General features: G+C 42.2%; 13 protein-coding genes. 6 read left to right on the top strand and 7 right to left on the bottom strand.

The window, feature by feature from the left end:
- Positions 1 to 16: 16 nt before the first annotated feature.
- The 4 genes from C2869_RS07530 to C2869_RS07515 form a co-directional block, all read right to left on the bottom strand.
- Positions 17 to 709 carry an L-ribulose-5-phosphate 4-epimerase gene (locus C2869_RS07530; RefSeq protein ID WP_108602362.1) on the bottom strand — a complete coding sequence of 231 codons (693 nt, stop codon included), beginning with the start codon at positions 707 to 709 and terminating at the stop codon, positions 17 to 19.
- Positions 709 to 2373 carry a ribulokinase gene (locus C2869_RS07525; protein WP_108602361.1) on the bottom strand — a complete coding sequence of 555 codons (1665 nt, stop codon included), beginning with the start codon at positions 2371 to 2373 and terminating at the stop codon, positions 709 to 711. Before C2869_RS07525 ends, C2869_RS07530 begins: the two co-directional genes overlap by 1 nt.
- Before the next feature lie 459 nt (positions 2374 to 2832).
- The gene (locus C2869_RS07520; protein WP_108602360.1) at positions 2833 to 3606 is read right to left on the bottom strand and encodes an SDR family NAD(P)-dependent oxidoreductase; all 774 of its coding nucleotides are present in this window, start codon (positions 3604 to 3606) and stop codon (positions 2833 to 2835) included.
- A gap of 124 nt (positions 3607 to 3730) precedes the next feature.
- On the bottom strand, positions 3731 to 6121 hold the full coding sequence (locus tag C2869_RS07515) for a DUF5060 domain-containing protein (RefSeq protein ID WP_108602359.1): 2391 nt from the start codon (positions 6119 to 6121) through the stop codon (positions 3731 to 3733).
- Positions 6122 to 6312: 191 nt separating this feature from the next.
- Here C2869_RS07515 and C2869_RS07510 point away from each other — a divergent pair, with 191 nt between their 5' ends.
- A complete protein-coding gene (locus C2869_RS07510) occupies positions 6313 to 7746 on the top strand; it encodes a sulfatase (RefSeq protein WP_159084087.1) in 1434 nt (477 codons plus the stop codon).
- A 190-nt stretch (positions 7747 to 7936) separates the two neighbouring features.
- On the opposite strand, the gene C2869_RS07505 is transcribed toward C2869_RS07510, so the two are convergent.
- Positions 7937 to 8311 carry a SemiSWEET family sugar transporter gene (locus tag C2869_RS07505; protein WP_228710798.1) on the bottom strand — a complete coding sequence of 125 codons (375 nt, stop codon included), beginning with the start codon at positions 8309 to 8311 and terminating at the stop codon, positions 7937 to 7939.
- Between the two features lie 194 nt (positions 8312 to 8505).
- Between C2869_RS07505 and C2869_RS07500 the strand changes: the two genes are divergently transcribed.
- Entirely contained in the window at positions 8506 to 10851 is a 2346-nt protein-coding gene (locus C2869_RS07500; protein ID WP_108602356.1) for a TonB-dependent receptor, read from the top strand.
- Positions 10852 to 11114: 263 nt separating this feature from the next.
- Here the strand turns inward: C2869_RS07500 and C2869_RS07495 are convergent, their stop codons facing one another.
- Positions 11115 to 12017 (bottom strand): PhzF family phenazine biosynthesis protein, encoded by a 903-nt coding sequence (locus C2869_RS07495; protein WP_108602355.1) that lies wholly within the window; start codon positions 12015 to 12017, stop codon positions 11115 to 11117.
- Positions 12018 to 12484: 467 nt separating this feature from the next.
- Positions 12485 to 13318, bottom strand: coding sequence for a 16S rRNA (cytidine(1402)-2'-O)-methyltransferase (gene rsmI, locus C2869_RS07490; protein ID WP_108602354.1), 834 nt, complete (start codon positions 13316 to 13318; stop codon positions 12485 to 12487).
- Positions 13319 to 13514: 196 nt separating this feature from the next.
- On the opposite strand from rsmI, the gene C2869_RS07485 reads away from it, so the two are divergent.
- The 4 genes from C2869_RS07485 to C2869_RS07470 are packed head-to-tail and all read left to right on the top strand — an operon-like array spanning position 13515 to position 16923.
- Complete coding sequence (locus C2869_RS07485; protein WP_108602353.1) at positions 13515 to 15359, top strand: penicillin-binding protein activator; 1845 nt, start codon at positions 13515 to 13517, stop codon at positions 15357 to 15359.
- The gene (locus C2869_RS07480; protein ID WP_108602352.1) at positions 15325 to 15723 is read left to right on the top strand and encodes a YraN family protein; all 399 of its coding nucleotides are present in this window, start codon (positions 15325 to 15327) and stop codon (positions 15721 to 15723) included. Before C2869_RS07485 ends, C2869_RS07480 begins: the two co-directional genes overlap by 35 nt.
- A 15-nt stretch (positions 15724 to 15738) precedes the next feature.
- Positions 15739 to 16326, top strand: coding sequence for a D-sedoheptulose-7-phosphate isomerase (locus C2869_RS07475; RefSeq protein WP_108602351.1), 588 nt, complete (start codon positions 15739 to 15741; stop codon positions 16324 to 16326).
- 21 nt (positions 16327 to 16347) lie between these two features.
- Positions 16348 to 16923 carry a BON domain-containing protein gene (locus tag C2869_RS07470; RefSeq protein ID WP_108602350.1) on the top strand — a complete coding sequence of 192 codons (576 nt, stop codon included), beginning with the start codon at positions 16348 to 16350 and terminating at the stop codon, positions 16921 to 16923.
- The last annotated feature ends 17 nt before the right edge of the window (positions 16924 to 16940 follow it).

Genomic DNA, 16940 nt, shown 5'->3' with positions numbered 1-16940 from the left:
GCGCTTATTCAACTAATTACTTCTGGCCGTAATAAGCGTTTTTGCCGTGTTTGCGGTTGTAATGCTTATTTAAAACCGCTTGGCTAAGTAATGGCGCGCGTTGATTAACTTCTAGGGTTAACGACGCCATCTTGGCTAATTCCTCTAAAACCACTGCGTGATAAACGGCCTTTTCTGCGTTTACACCCCAAGTAAAAGGAGCATGTCCAGCAACTATCACCATTGGCACTTCCAATGGTTTTAAGTTGGCGAAGCGGTCAGTTATTTGCACACCAGTTTCTTCTTCATAATCTCGCTCTACTTGTGCATCTGTCATTGCCGCAGTGCAAGGTACTTCGCCGTAGACAAAATCTGCATGAGTAGTGCCATAACAAGGGATCGGCGTTTGCGCCTGAGCCCATGCCGTAGCATAAGTAGAATGAGTATGCGTCACGCCACCAATGTCATCGAAGTGACGATATAAGTGTGTGTGAGTCTTAGTGTCTGATGACGGACGCATAGAACCTTCAACAATCTTGTTGTCCATATCAACGATTACCATATGCTCTGGCTTTAGCTCTTCGTAAGGCACACCACTTGGTTTAATTGCCATCACGCCAGCATCGCGATCTAGCTGTGATACATTGCCCCAGGTGTAAATAACTAAACCACGCGCGTTCAATTCCATATTGGCTTCAAAAGCCTGACGCTTAAGCTCTAAATAGCTCATTATTTGCTCCCATTAACGAAGGCACCCAGTGCCAGATAATCTTGATAAAGTTGGTCGTAAATCGCTGAATTTTCAGAATTTGGTTGGTAGGTTTTGCAAACCTTAGACGCCATGACTTCTTGCGCACTGGCAACGTCTGGGTAAGCACCACCGATTTTAGCGGCAAAAATTGCAGCACCGAGTGCGCAGCTTTGGTCACTTTCTAAAACGTCGATTGGACATTTCCAAACATCGGCACAAATCTGCATAACTAAGTCAGATTTTTTTGAAATACCACCAATTGCCACAACAGAATCAACAGCAATGTTGTGCTCACGGAAGCGTTCGATAATGGCACGAGCGCCAAATGCAGTCGCTTCAACTAAACCACGGAAAGTTTCTGCTGCACCCGAGCCCATTTTTAAGCCCGTAATGGCGCCAGCTACCGTTTGGTCAGCATCTGGAGTACGGCGACCATTTACCCAGTCAACTGCGGTAATACCGACCTGACCCGGCGCAAATTTAATTGCTTCTTCGCTTAATACAATTAGGGTTTGCTCATCAATATCTTCAGCCAGCTTTTGCTTCGTTGCCTCGTCAATATAAGGCGCTTGTGCGATAAGTTGTTTAGCAGGGCCATTTACTAATTTACGGAACCAAGCGTATAAATCACCAAATGCTGACTGACCGGCTTCAAGGCCAATCATGCCTGGTACCACTGAACCATCAACTTGGCCACAAATACCCGGTATACAGTTGTCACCAACGTCTTGATAAGTACCTACTGTGATATCACAGGTTGACGTACCCATAATCTTGGTTAATACACCTGGCTTAACATTGGCCGCTACGGCACCCATATGACAATCAAAAGCACCAAAGCCCACTGGAATGCCGACAGGTAAACCCAGTTTGTCCGCCCAATCTGGGGTTAACTCGCCTACTGCATTATCTGATGCATAGGTATCTTTAGGTAAACGCTCAACTAATCCATCTAAAATAGGATCAACTGCTTTGAAGAATTCGTTAGGTGGGAAACCGCCCCAGCTTTCATGCCACATCATCTTGTGGCCTGCTGCACAACGCCCCATCGGCAGTTGTTCTGGATGACTTTTACCCGTTAATAACGCAGGTAACCAATCACAATGTTCAACCCACATATATACTTCTTCAGCTACTGAGGCATCGCTGCGCATTACGTGTAACGCTTTTGACCAATACCATTCTGAAGAATAAATTCCACCTTCAAACTTCAAATAGTTTTCTTGAGCCTTGTTTGCTGCATCTGTAAATTCCGCTGCTTCTTTAACCGCGGTGTGGTCTTTCCACAACACGAACATAGCATTGGGGTTTTCAGCAAATTCAGGTTTAAGCGCCAACGCAACACCGTCTTTATCGACAGCGACTGGCGTTGAACCTGTGGTATCAAAGCTTAAACCAATCACTTGCTGACCAGCGCCCGCTGGTGCTTTTTGCCAAAGTGCAGCTAACACTTGTTCTGTTGATTCAATGTAATCAAGAGGGTGTTGACGAAATTGGTCACGAGCAGGTTCACAATACAAACCTTTAGCCCAACGCGGGTAATAAACAACATGAGTCGCGACCTCTTGACCCGATTGGGTATCCACTAACAAGGCTCTTACTGAATCTGAGCCAAAGTCCAGGCCAAGTGCATATGAAACCATACTCTAATCCTCTAAAACAGATTACTATACTTTTATAATACATTAACATTAATAAAAAAGTGAACCCTATCGACCGTTTTTATTTAACGACTTTATTTAAATTCACCGGATCAAACGACGGTATGATTCGTTAAACCACCACTGTAATGACGTGCTAATTCGATACCGCTTACTTACTATTATAATACAATTAAAAATTTAACAGTCAAGTTACAAATATGGAAAAATGTATAGAGAAATTGGTTGAATACCTGTGGCGAGCATTTATGCTTGCGAAGCTCGGAAAATATACCCTAGGGCGGTATTTAAAGAATTGTCCGCTAACTAATTTGGCGGTGACAACTTGGTCTTAGCGATTAATAATGCGTTGGTAGAATAAATTCTACCCTACAAAGGAGCGTTAAATATCATAGCCGAGATACGCTGCCCTCTCTCAGCTAGTTGAATATTCTAAAATACCTAAATAATCCCACCATCAACAATAAAATGCTGCGAGGTGCACATGCGGCTATCGTCTGATGCCAAGAACAGCGCCATGGCTGAGATATTCTCTGGAATAACAAATTCATTTAAACATTGTGAATCTCTGACTTTCTCTCGAGCGGATTCATCAGCCAGTGAATTTTGTAGCTGGCGTGGAGTCATTACCCAACCGGGCACTAAGGTATTAACCCGAATTCTATCAGCCCCCATATCCCTTGCTAAACCACGCGTCATTCCTTCAATTGCCGCTTTAGAGCTGGTGTAGCCTGGCATACCACCATGGGTAGCATACCAACTCATAGAACCAAAGTTGATAATTGAACCACCACCTAGCTCTTTCATTTGCGGATAAACCGCTTGGGCAGCAAAAAAGTAATGGCGTAAGTTAACCGCAATGCGCTCGTCCCAATACTCTACAGTGACCTCTTTAAAATCATGCCTATCATCATTGGCTGCATTATTGATAAGAACATGAACTGGCCCTAAATCCTCGGCGATTTGGGCAATAGTCGCTTGCAAGCTAGCAATATCCATTAAATCGCAGCGATAATAATTGGGAATACTAGAATCTTCTTTACGCTCTATATAGTCGGTGAGCTTTTGCGCTGGCACATCCATCACATCGATAAAAGCAACTTTAGCGTGCTGTGCGCAAAAGGCTTCAACTAAATTGGCGCCAATCCCTGATGCTCCACCTGTAATTAAAACCACCTTGTCTTTTAGGCTTGGGTATATATTGGTTAAATGCATTTACAATTTGTCAATTGGTGTTGTGTGCTATTGTTAATTATTTGTTACTAAGCATAGCGATTATTAGTATACAAAGCTAGCAAAGGTTCACCCCCGCAAATAGAAGGTTGAACATTACTTACTATCATTTACGAATAACGGCTAACCAGTCTTCTTTATCATCTTTAGGTGGATTGCCTAAATCGACTACCGTTCCAGCTTTTAAGCGCTTAAGGCTAGTTTGTATAAGCTTACCGCCTGTTCTTGGGTTGTACCAAGACAATGAAAAGTTACCGTTTGCCTGACTTAAATCGAGTTGGCTATTACCGCCGACAGGCAAATAAACCAAGTAAACTTCATTGTCGGCCGCCAATACGTAAGGCTTGCTTTGCCCTTTAACCAATAAATGGTTTTGGTTGCGCATACGCTGTACTGGTATTTTATGCTGTTGGAAAAAATCGACAGCATGTGCCGCATAACGCCAAGATAGATGTCGACTGCGCAAGTCTTGCGCTTTTAAATCGTTTTCCGCTAAGCGATAGCCAAAATAATATTCAACGCCTGCACCACCAGCCATAATATTGCCCCATAGGGTACGTTTACGTATATCGTGCAGGTTGTAACGATTTTTATTATGTATAGCCCAACCGTCAAAGCCTTTATAACCGGGGTCTGGTGGCACCCCCAAACCTGCAGGGTTTTGCTCATCATTCGCTACAACCCAAGCTTTACCGGCGGCACGAGATTGTTCTAACCAAAATAAGGTTTTCTCGTGGGCACTATTCCAATGATTTTGCAAAGACGCCCCCATGACATCTGACTGGCTACCCAATAAATTTAAATACACAGCTTTTTGTTGAGAAGGGAAAGAATGGATCACACGTAAATGATTGTAAGGATCTAAATTGGCAATATACGCCGCCATATCACGCTGTTCACTATAGCTTTGTGTATTCTCTTCACCTAGGTTCCAGTTCAAGGCTAAGTGATGGCTATAGCGGGCAATTATTTCACGTAAATACAACTTGCGCTCTGTACCTAAAAGGCCACCGTCTAGTGACTCTGGGATATTAGCAGGCTTTTTAGCAGCGCCACGGCGATTGTCATCACTTTCGTTTTCTTGCAATTTAAAATGTAAGAATATGCCTTGGTTTTGCGCATGACTAAATACGCGATCCCATTGTGCTAATTTAGACACATCAAAGTGTAACTTGCCGTTACGCTCTACATAAGGCCAAACATTGTCGCCGTCACCCGCAGCATTGTAAGTTAAAAATGAGAAGGCATTAGCGCCAACATCAGCTAAATAATTGATCGCGCCAAGAATGTTTTTACCTTTACCCTTTTGCCAAGTGGGATCAGTTGGCTTAGCATCCTGCGCGTGAGGTTGCCAGGTTTTTAAAGGCAAATTGGGTTTCATACCTAAAGTATTGTCAAAATCGGTATAAGCGAGAAATGTTTCAGGTGCATCGGGACCTGCTTTAATAAAATATTCACCGCTACCTGCAAAACGTAAGTAGTGACCACCTATGTATTGCAACCGACCTTTACTACGAAAATCCCGACCTGTTTTATCAGACGGGTGAACATGAAAATAACCAGACTGACCATGATAAGGAGTTAAAGCCGTGCCACTTTGCGGGTTAATTGCAGCATCTTCACCTTTAACAAAGCTAATTTGATAAAACCATTTTCCCGCTTTATCCGGTGATAACATGGCGTGCCATTTATTACCTGAATCAGCCGAGCTTTCTGCCGCATTGCCATCAGCCGCAAAATAGCCGGGGACATTAAAGGTTGGCACACCTGACTCATGGCTAAACGTTACTTGCATACGGTAATCAACAAACGGATTAGGATTTAAATCTTGCTCATAAGCAAATGGGCCATCTAACGCAATACCCACCGCATGCCACTGTTTTAATTCACCAAAAATTTGCACCTGCCCTTTGCCATCAGCTTTTCTTGGTTGCAGCAACGCTGGTCCTGATTCAATCTGTTGTTGGCTGCGAATTTGGCTAATATTCGATTTGGCTTTACCTGGATCACCATCAAGTGCGATAAATTCAATTTTATGCCACGCTGCGCGACTAAACGACTTATTATCATGACTAGCGTTAAAAGCCGTTACGCTGAAAACTTCACCTTCATTGATTTCAACACTGTGCCAGGTCTTAACAAATTTTTTCGAACTGTCTTGCTCTTTATTTGTTTTAGGCTGCACAAACTCAGGTAACTCGTTGTTGCCAATTTTAACTTGGTAGCGAGATTGGCCTTGTTTATCACCTAAGGTGTATAAGCGAATATCAAAACGACCGTTGCCCATAGGTACGGTAGAACTAATTTTAGCGACAGTTTGACCTTGCTTTGGGCTAATACCAATTCTGCCATCGCTCAGATAGTGATAACCGGTACCCTGTACCATCAAGTCGCCAGCAATCACCTGATAGGTAGGCAAAGCTGCATATACGTTAGCGCAAAAAAAGCTGATTAGCAGTAAGCTAAATAATCGCCATAGTTGTAATTGTTTTTGCATTTTTAGTTCCGTTTAGGGCGTTACGATGATGTTGATCTTTTCTTATCTTAACCAAATCTAATATTGTATTACAAATAAATTATCTTTATTCTTTGCTACGAATTTAACTTTGCTTTAACAATATTAAGTCGACAAGCATGCACATAAAACAATCAATAAAAAACCATATTTACATAACTTTGGGATTAATAGTGACTCTCGCTAGCTTTCAATCCATAGCAGCGGCCAAGACACCAGAGCGCCCCAATGTATTAATGATATCTGTTGATGATCTCAATCACTGGGTCGGCCATTTAGGGCGCAATAAACAAGCCATCACACCCAATATTGATCGGTTAGCAGCCAAAGGCATGAGCTTTCATCGCGCCTATTCACCCTCAGCCATATGCAACGCTACACGTGCGGCGATGATGACGGGTTTACGTCCATCAACCAGTGGAATTTATGAAAATGGCCGAGATTGGCGATCGGTCGTTGGTTCAGGCCAGAGCTTGCCAGCCTTTTACAAACAAAATGGCTATTCAGTATTGGGTGGTGGCAAAATTTTCCATAACGATAGGGTGATCCGTGACGAAGAATGGGACTTTTATTTATTAGCTAAAACTTTAAAACAAAAGTACCAACTAGAAGGCCAAGATAAAATTGATGCCGAGTTAGCAAAAGCAGATGGGCCAAGTAAAAAATACAAGAACGGTAAGCTTTCCATTGTCCAAATGGCAACCGGTGATGATGCCATTTGGGATTACCATGTCGCGCGTTGGGCCGCAGATGAAGTGAGCAAACAACACGATAAGCCTTTCTTTATCGCCGCCGGTATATTTCGCCCTCACCTACCTTGGCATGTACCAAAGAAATATTTTGATATGTATCCGCTGGATAACATTAAGATCCCACCTCATATCAAAAATGATTTAGATGATTTACCTTACGAGCCTTCTAATAAATCCGAACACGATATGATATTAGAAGAAGGTAGCTGGAAAAGCGCTATTCAAGGCTATCTCGCCTCTGTGACTTATGCCGATGTGCAAGTGGGTCGTATTTTAGATGCTTTAGAGCAAGGACCAAATGCTGACAATACCATAGTGGTATTATGGGGCGATCACGGTTGGCACTTAGGTGAAAAGCATCGCTGGCGTAAATTTGCTTTATGGGAAGAAGCCACTCGCACCCCGTATGTTTGGTATGCACCAGGGGTAACAAAACCGAATAGTAAAACCGACACCCCAGTTGATTTACAAAGTTTGTGGCCGACGCTTGCCGAGTTAACTCATACTAAAGCACCGGATTTTGTTGAAGGCGACAGTCTAGTTAAACTATTAAGCCAGCCAAACGCCAGTTGGACACAACCTGCAATTACGACTCAAGGCTTTAATAATCACGCGATCCGCTACCAGCACTATCGCTATATTAGTTATCGCCAAGGTGGTGAAGAATTTTACGACCACAGCAATGATCCATACGAGTGGTATAACAAAGCCGGAAGCGATAAATATAAAGCCAAGCAAGTTGAGCTAAAAGCCATGATCCCAAGCTTGAATCGCCAATGGCAAGACGCGGCTAAGATTTATGGTGGCGATCCTAAATACAATAAATTAAAGAAATCAAAAATGGTGACGGATTAATTGTACCAAGTGTGATTTTCTGTAACCCTGTAGGTGCACTATGTAGGTTTTTAATGAGGGCAGGATTTACTCCTGCAAATACAGAGTAATTAGATGCCGAGTGGAAGAAGATTAAAATCCAATGCCGTTAACTTAATGACATTGGTACTAATCTACCCCCGACATATTTAACGCGCTTATAGGCTGTTATTTAGCGCTCTGATTTATCAGAGCGTAAATTTCGCACAATTTGGTACAAAATAGCGATCGCCAATACAAGAGTGATGGTATTAGCAAAAATCATCGCTGCATCATTTTTAATCCAGCCATAAGCCAACCACAGCGCAACACCAAAAGTAAACAAGCTATACATGGTGACAGACAAAGCTTTAGTTTCGCCTGTTTTTAACACTTTTATCGCTTGAGGGATAAATGAAATAGTTGTACAAATTGCGGCAACAAAACCAAGTGTATCGATGAGATCCATAAAAAGAATACGAAGGAGAAGGACTGTCTCAATTGTATTATAAAAAAAGAGTAAACACGATAGCGCTTTAAGATTAACGCTCAGTTTGCCTATTGTCACAATCATCCACTAAGATTAAAGCAACTCACCAGAACTATAGTCAAAGTGATCAGGTTTTAGGGGAAGCCGTCAAGCTTCGAGTCCCCATGAGCATATGCTTTATTATGTGATTGGGGCGAGTAAGCGCTGACAATGAACCATAAGACCTGAGCGAGAAGACTATATATTGCTATGTCATTGTTAAGAAAAACACCATGAAAAAAACCTTTTTTCGAGTCAATTTTAACTATCTAACAAGTAGCATCTTTGTTTCCGCCTTCTTTTTGCCCAACATTTGTCTTGCTGAAATAGAAGTGATTAAAGTCACAGCAACCAAACGCTTAGAAGAGCAACATGCTGTCGCTGCCTCCATGCAAGCCCTAGGTGAAAAACAGATTGAAAATCTAAATATAGGCTCAGCCGATCAAGTATTAGACCATATGGCCAATTTAAGCCGTAATGCGACGAATAATGTAAACGCTGGTTTTTCTATTCGTGGCGTAGGAACCAATAATTTTCATGGCAATGTCAGCAGAGCAGTAGGTATTTATAGCGACGATGTGTCGTTAAGTAACCCTTATACGGGCGTGGCTAACGTATTTGACATTGAGCGGATAGAAATTTTACGAGGCCCTCAAAATACCTTATTTGGTCGCAATAGCATGGGCGGCGCGATTCATTACATTTCAAAAAAGCCGCAAATAGGCGGTGGTTTGGATGCAAGTATCAATGCGAGTTTGGCCCAATACAACGCACATAATTTACAAGCGGCTGTCGGCTTTGACATTAGCGAATACAGTGCAGCTCGACTCGCGATTAATACTCAAGCTCGCGATGGGTTGTTTACCAACATGGCACCAGAGCGAGAAGGCGAAAAACTCGGAGAAATTGACAAAACTGCATGGCGCGCGCAATTGGCATTCGATTTAAGCCAAGATACAGAGCTACTCATTAAATGGCATGGTGCCCGTAATCAAGGAAAAGGCTTAGGCCACAAAGCGGTTGGCTTGCGCGATCCCAATGATCCTAGCCAAGCTTGTTCAACCCAAGAAATACTAAAAGGTAGTCAATTTAATCAAAAGGTTAACTGTGTTACCCCTTCTGGATTTAACCCATCTTCTGATGACTGGCATACGTTATATGATGTTTCTCCTGTTAAACAGCAGGTTGAACATGATGGTCTGCAACTCAGTTTAAGTCATGAGTTTACAACGTTTAAACTAGACTTAATTTCAGCATGGGATAATACCCAAGTTCAGTTTTCTGAAGATTTTAGTGGCGAAGTGACTTTGCGCTTTATTGCCTATCAAGACTCGCAATTTGAGCAAAGTAGCCACGAGTTACGCTTAACTTCGTTAGACGATAACCGCTTTGATTGGGTTGTAGGGCTATATTATTTCACTGAAGACATGCTACAAACCACTAACGTCAGACGCCAAGTCATTGCTAATGGCGCCCAGATCACACCACATAATATTTTAGACCAACAGGACAACGATCTGTCCTTATATGGTATTTTCGATTATGAGTTAACCGCAAAACAATCTGTTTCGATTGGTCTTCGGCAAATATCCAATAAAAAGTCGGCTAACTCTCATTTTGGTGTTATCCGTACTCCGCTAGACAAATTTCCCGCACAACAGTTTATTGACCGACATATCGTACTCAATGAAACAGGCGATACCCAGACTCAATGCCCACCTAGCAACGGCGTACCCTGTGTTTTAGATTTTCCAAATCTTAATTTAGAAACAGACAAACTGGTTTACGACATTCGTTTTCGTCACCAATTTGACGATTTAGTTTATGGCTATGTCAGTCATTCCACAGGCTTTAAATCTGGTGGCTTTGATTCACGTGCCTTAGCCGCTTTTTTTGGTGATGTTGAACGCCCCGTTGGCCCTGAAGAAATTCAAGCCTATGAAATAGGGTTTAAATCGTGGTGGAACAACCGACAATTGCGCGTCAATAGCGCGATATTTCACTATAATTGGCAAGACTTACAAACCTTTGATGTAGTCGACGGTATCCCGGGCTTTGTCAATATTCCTGAAACCAAACTTGCGGGAGCTGAGTTAGAAATTGACTGGCAACTACTGGAACAAACCCTACTATCAACCAATTTAGGTTATTTAACTAGTGAAATTACTGACGCAGGATTGCTAACAAACGTTGAGCAAGGCCATGGTTTACAAAATATTCCCAAATACAGCGCCACGGTTAGATTGGAACAACAATTCTCAACTCGTTTAGGGGCCGCGAGTGCCTTAATCGAAGGGCAATATATTGCTAAGCAAGTCGATTCGCTCAATTACGCTGATGATCCATTCTCCACCAAAAATAGCCAGTTTTATGCTAATGCACGGTTCAATTTGAACCTAAATTCGCAAACTATAGTGTCGTTATGGGCCCAAAACATCACCCGAGAAAAAACTTGCTTACAAATTGATGCCCTAGATGATCCAACTCAAGCCTCTCGCTCTGACTTATCTGGCATTCTCATGTGTAACCCAAGTGATGGCGTTCGCCAATTAGGCGTTAGTCTCAAGGTAAATTGGTAAGACTGTCGCCGTGTCAGAAAATCAGAAACTAAAAAGACGTCAACCAGTCTGACGTTATTTATTTAATCTGTATGTAACTATGCAGCGTGTTTGTAAATAGAGGGGTATTTTCTACCAAAGGTATAAAAAATTACCGTTATACCTGAGAAATCAGGTATCTATTGCCTTTGTAGTACCTGCTATCCTGCGGGCACCAAGAGTAGGTGCCTGAATAGCCAGCCTTGTTTCAACTAATCAAAATTAAATTGCAAAGATACAAGATTCTAGGTTGATAAAAAGAACTCTCCCTTACTGACTAAAACACAGTGCCCCGCGACTTTTGCAGAGGTCACTAGCCCATTGTTTTTATGTGCGCTGATGAATAGCTCGCTCTCCCTGCCCATTTCAACACCTTGAGTAACTTGCCAATTAAATTGACCGCTTTCACTATTATCTAACTCGGCTAGCAATGCTGCTAAAGCACAATTAGCACTGCCCGTTGCTGGATCTTCGTTAACGCCTAACATAGGGGCAAACATACGAGCTTGTATACGCTGATTGGCTTGTTTTGCATATACATGAACGGGGTGAGCCAATTGCTGAAAAACACTAAGATTTAACGTAACAGCCGCCAAAGCCTGTAAGTTATTTAACTCAACAAATATAAAAGGCAAGCCAACTGAGGCAACTACAGGTTGATGGTTCTCTAGCGTAATATCATTGGCTGATAAACCGATAGCACCAGCCACAAGTTCAACGTCAACAGTTTCTTTTCGGCTAAACGACTCTGGGCTCGTTAGTTGATAACGCAACGCCTCCTTGCCATCACCTATAAATTCTATCGCGACCTTACCTGCTAACTCATCAAAAATGACTTGTTGGCGTTCACCTGCTAACAATCCAGCTTGGTGTAAAACAAAAGCTGTACCTAAATTGGGGTGTCCTGCAAACGGTAACTCTTGTGTGGGTGTAAATATACGTACTTGAAAGTCACATCCCGCTTGTTTTGCTTTTTCTGATACAGGTAAAACAAAGGTGGTTTCAGGAAAATTAAACTCAGCCGCTATTTTTTGCATTTGAACATCACTCAAGCCCGCTGCATCCGGAATAACCGCTAGTTGGTTCCCACCAAACTGACTTTGAGTAAATACGTCGCAAATATAATAAGTAACACTTTTGTTAGGCATAAGATGAACAAACACAGAATTTTAAATGAGGTCAATATTTAAAATAAATTTATCCATTTTGAAACGACAAGGCGATTAGCAAGCCTTTATATAAGTTGAAAGCTCGGCTTTAGCAGGAATATAGTCTTCTCGCTCAGGTCTTATGGTTCATTGTCAGCGCTTACTCTCGACTTTGCTTACATGGATGTAAGTACTTAGGTTTCGTCGGGAACAGGAAACCTGTGGCTCCTGCGTCGTCCTAATACCTAAATCCCTTTAGGCAACCCCAATCACATAGTAGAGCATATGCTCATGGGGCCTCGAAGCTTGCCTACATGGATGTAGGTAAGGAGCGAGAGCAAGGATGCGGTAGCTTTGACGGCTTTGCCTACATGGATGTAGGTAATTAGGTTTCGTCTGGAACTAGAAACCTGCCCCTAAAACCTGATCGCTTTGACTATGAGTCCAGCCATACGCCAATATATTTTCTACTCGAGCCCTAAGCCATATTGATAAACATCTTTTTTCTTTAAGCCGAATGTGTCGGCAACGATACCGGCAGCGGTTTTAGGTGGTAAATGCTGTTGCAGCGTTTTAAGTAGATTTTTAGCTTTGTCATCCATTTGAGCCGCTTGTTTTACCCCCTCAACAATCACTACAAACTCGCCTTTTTGTTGATTATGGTCGGCCTTGATCCATGCAATCACGTCACTAACTGCACCGGCTTTTATTGTTTCAAAGGTTTTAGTTAACTCGCGGGCAATGACAATATGACGTTCATCGCCCAATACTTTTTGCATATCGTCTAAGCTAGCTAAAATACGGTGAGTTGATTCGTAATATACAGAACAATAATCGCGTTCAACTAATGTTGCTAACACATCGCAGCGCGCTTTACTTTTGGCCGGTAAAAAGCCACCGTAATAAAACTGGTCAGTGGCAACGCCGGCTGCACATAGTGCTGTAACAACTGCACTGGCTCCTGGAATAGGCACCACTTTAATATTATGTTCACGACAGGCTTTAACTATAACGTAACCAGGATCATTAATCAGCGGCGTGCCTGCATCCGAGATTAATGCTAAGTTTTCACCTTGTTTTAAACGATAAATGAGTTTATCACTCTGCTCAGTTTCGTTGTGATCATGATAGGCAATTAACGGCGTTTTAATTTCAAACTGACTAAACAGCTTTTTTGCGACACGTGTGTCTTCTGCGGCCACGTAATCCACATCAGATAAAGTTTGAATTGCCCTTGCGGTAATATCGCCAAGATTACCTATTGGGGTTGCAACTACGTATAAGGTGCCAATGTCTGCCATTTTCGGTTTTAAACCTGCTGAGTATTCAATCTGGTCGGCGATTATACGTTAATATCGCTAATTTACGACTGTATACTCAGTTTTAAATATAAGCCATTCCAAAATAAGCAGGTGCTTGTAATTACTGACTGTGGAGCCATATAACTGGCTATAGTAAACTATTGCTAATATCTAAGGCCTTAAGGATAGAAATGGAATGAAGCGTGTATCACGTGCCTTCAGTTTAATTTCAAGTATTGCATTACTCGTTGCTTGCGGTAGTACTCCTGAAAAACCCGCTCAGGTAAATCAACCTAAGCCACAATTAGAAACACCTGTCGTTGAAAAAAAACCGGAACTAACCGTTGCCGATTACTTACAACGAGCCAATGAAGCAAGTAACCCGTCGCAATCCACTATTTGGTATACACGTGCAGCCGACGCTTGGTTAAAGCAAGGTGAATACGCTAAAGCACACGCATTACTTGAGCAGCTCAATAGCGAATTGCTCAGTCCGTTTATGCAAAATCAATTCACATTATTTAAGGCCGAAGCTTTAACTGGCTTAAAGCAATATCAGTTAAGTTTTAATTTGGCTAAAGACTTACCTATTATTCAAGGGTTTGAACAACGTGTATGGCAAGTAAAAGTGACCTCAGCTAGCCATACACAGCATCATTTAGCAGCAGCCAAGGCGTTAATTGGCGCTCGGCAATATATTGCGACAGACGATCAAACCGGTTTAACCCAAAATAGTGATGATACGTGGGCGCAGATAACACAACTAGGCACCGAAGGTTTACGAGCCTTTGACAATGAGCAAGAAAAACAACTTTCCGGCTGGTTAAATCTACTGAATATAACCCGAACCTACGCTGACACCCCCAAACAAATGTTGGTTAATATTCGCCATTGGCAAGCACAATATCAAGGGCATCCCGCTGCAAGCCAATTACCTGACAGCTTATTAGCCGCGCTTGAAACTGAACCTTATCGCCCGAAAAACGTTACGGTATTTTTACCTTTATCAGGTAAATTCGCTCGCCAAGGGCAAGTGGTCCAGCAAGGGATTATGGCTGGCTATTATAGTCAGCAAAATCTATTAAGTTTAGATACACTAACTTTTGTTGATACCAACAACACAGATATTGCCACACTGGAATTGGAAACTGACTTTATTATTGGCCCTTTACTCAAATCGAATATAGAAGCAGTTCAACAAAAATTTACCCAAATCCCGATTTTACTACTAAACCAATTAGACGAACTCGCGCTTGACAAAATGCATTACGCATTTAGCCTATCGCCGGAAAGTGAAGCTCGCCAAGCCGCGCAAAAGCTAGCAGAAATTGGTTATCAGCACCCTATCGTGATTGCAGCAAATAACAGTTATGGCAAACGAGTTGCTGAAACCTTTATCAGCGAATTTACTGAACTGACTAACATAGAGCCTGAAGTCGCCTATTTTAAAAACAGCCAAGAAATAAAAGCCTCAGTTGAATATTTAATGGAAACAGACGCGAGTAAACAGCGAATAAAAACCATTAAAGCGTTACTTGGCAACCCAAGCAATTTTGAGTCTGACGCGCGTAACCGCCAAGATGTCGATTTAATTTATGTATATGGCAATACGGCGCAAATAAAGTTATTAAAGCCTTATGTCGATATTAACACGGCTCCTTTTGCTAAACCTTCGCCCATTTATACTACGTCTAATGGCTTTAGTTCCGATTTAACCATTGCCGATTTAAAAGATTTAAATGGTATTAGTTTCAGTGAAATGCCTTGGGTACTGCCAACCCGTAAACAAGAAGTTACCCTAGCCAGTGAAATGCAACAACTGTGGAATGGTAACGATGATAAAGCCGCGCGCTTATTTGCATTTGGTTACGACAGCTTTCGTATTATACCGCACCTAGCGCAAATGCGCGCGTTTTCAGGCTTTCATCATATCGGTTTAAGTGGCAAATTATTAGTTGAACCCAATGGCATGGTTAGCCGTCAACTCGCATGGGCGCAGTATAAAAATGAGCAAGTCGTCGAATTTAAACCTGTTCACTAATGTTGTTACAAAAGTGTCGTCTCGATTACGTGGCGCCTCATTTGAGCAAGAAGCCAAGCGCTTTATTAGCCAACAGGGCCTTAAGGTACTGGCAGAAAATTACCAAATAAAGGGTGGCGAGTTAGATTTAATCGCCAACGACAAGGGTAAATTAGTATTTATTGAAGTACGCTATCGACAATCAGACCAATTTGGTAGTGCAGCCGCTAGCGTAACGAAAACCAAACAAAAAACGCTGCGCAAAACGGCACAGCATTATATGCAGGCCCAAGGCTTAAATAGCCAACATACATTTTTTCGCTTTGATATCATTGCCTTTGACGGAAGCCCGCAAAATATCAACTGGATTAAAAACGCTTTTTAATAATTATTAGTTTTTATGCAAGACCTAATCAAACAAAGTTTTACCGAAAGTATTCAAAGTAAAATAGTCGCGGCTGATATGTTAGCCGACGCTATCGAAAATGCAGCACAAACCATAGTAAACTGCCTACTACAGGATAAAAAAGTTATATGCTGTGGTGATGGTATTGCCTACGGTGTCGCTGCAACCTTTACCTCTATGCTGGTTCAACCTGCGGGGGCAACTCGTCCTAGCTTGCCGGCTGTATTACTGCAAGGCAATAATACCCAATTATCGGTATCTGCAGGCTACAATCAGGCTGAATATATTTATGCTGAACAATTAAAAATCGTCGCCCAACCAGGAGACGTTTTATTAGTATTAGCGAGCGACCCTAATAATGCCGTGTTAACCCGCACCATGGAAGCAGCGGTTGCTAACGATATGATCATCATTGCGATTACCGGTGACGACGGTGGAGAAGTCGCTGGTTTGATCAGCACTAATGACATAGAAATAAAAATACCCGCTAACAAACCCGTGCGAATTGTTGAAGTGCAACAACTTATCGCACATTGCTTATGCGACGCCATCGTCAATACCTTATTTCCAGGAAGCCAATAACTTTTACCAAGAAGAAGAAAAATGAAAAAGTCTTTACTCGTTATTTTAAGCTTATGTTTTTTATTACAAGGCTGCGCAGCGCTAGTCGTAGCAGGGGCAGCGGGAGCGGTTTCAACCGCTCACGATAGGCGCTCATTAGGCGCACAAATTGAAGACAGTGAAATAGAATTTAAATTAAACAATGCACTGGGCGAGTCCCCTGAACTGTATAAAATAGTCAATGTGGCCTTTATAAGTTTTAATCGAAATGTGCTGATTGTCGGCCAAGCGCCCTCGCGTCATCTAAGCTTGCAAGTAGAGCAATTAGTACACAATAACCGCAATGTACGTAACGTGTTTAATCAAATTCGCATTGGTAAACCGGTGGGCCTAGAAGTTCATGCCGACGATGCTTGGATTTCGACCAAAGTCAAAAAACAATTACTCACCGCTGAAAAGCTTGATGGATCGCATGTCAAAGTTTACACAGAAAACAATGAAGTATTCTTAATGGGCTTAGTTAATGATAGCGAGGCTCAACAAGCGATTGAAGTAGCACGTAATGTACGCGGTGTGATAAAAGTAATTGACGTATTCGAACGCGTTAAAACCCAATAAAGCATTGAGTGGCCCAA

Origin of the sequence: Saccharobesus litoralis, from assembly GCF_003063625.1 — a bacterium.
GTDB classification, from domain to species: domain Bacteria; phylum Pseudomonadota; class Gammaproteobacteria; order Enterobacterales; family Alteromonadaceae; genus Saccharobesus; species Saccharobesus litoralis.
The sequence above is the reverse complement of the archived record's forward strand: the minus strand, read 5'-3'. Positions and strand labels throughout refer to the sequence as shown.

What these genes read in the sequence shown, in the direction of transcription:
- C2869_RS07530 (WP_108602362.1), bottom strand. Translation starts at nt 709, where the DNA reads ATGAGCTATTTAGAGCTTAAGCGTCAGGCTTTTGAAGCCAATATGGAA.
- C2869_RS07525 (WP_108602361.1), bottom strand. Translation starts at nt 2,373, where the DNA reads ATGGTTTCATATGCACTTGGCCTGGACTTTGGCTCAGATTCAGTAAGA.
- C2869_RS07520 (WP_108602360.1), bottom strand. Translation starts at nt 3,606, where the DNA reads ATGCATTTAACCAATATATACCCAAGCCTAAAAGACAAGGTGGTTTTA.
- C2869_RS07515 (WP_108602359.1), bottom strand. Translation starts at nt 6,121, where the DNA reads ATGCAAAAACAATTACAACTATGGCGATTATTTAGCTTACTGCTAATC.
- C2869_RS07500 (WP_108602356.1), top strand. Translation starts at nt 8,506, where the DNA reads ATGAAAAAAACCTTTTTTCGAGTCAATTTTAACTATCTAACAAGTAGC.
- C2869_RS07495 (WP_108602355.1), bottom strand. Translation starts at nt 12,017, where the DNA reads ATGCCTAACAAAAGTGTTACTTATTATATTTGCGACGTATTTACTCAA.
- rsmI (WP_108602354.1), bottom strand. Translation starts at nt 13,318, where the DNA reads ATGGCAGACATTGGCACCTTATACGTAGTTGCAACCCCAATAGGTAAT.
- C2869_RS07485 (WP_108602353.1), top strand. Translation starts at nt 13,515, where the DNA reads ATGAAGCGTGTATCACGTGCCTTCAGTTTAATTTCAAGTATTGCATTA.
- C2869_RS07480 (WP_108602352.1), top strand. Translation starts at nt 15,325, where the DNA reads ATGAGCAAGTCGTCGAATTTAAACCTGTTCACTAATGTTGTTACAAAA.
- C2869_RS07475 (WP_108602351.1), top strand. Translation starts at nt 15,739, where the DNA reads ATGCAAGACCTAATCAAACAAAGTTTTACCGAAAGTATTCAAAGTAAA.
- C2869_RS07470 (WP_108602350.1), top strand. Translation starts at nt 16,348, where the DNA reads ATGAAAAAGTCTTTACTCGTTATTTTAAGCTTATGTTTTTTATTACAA.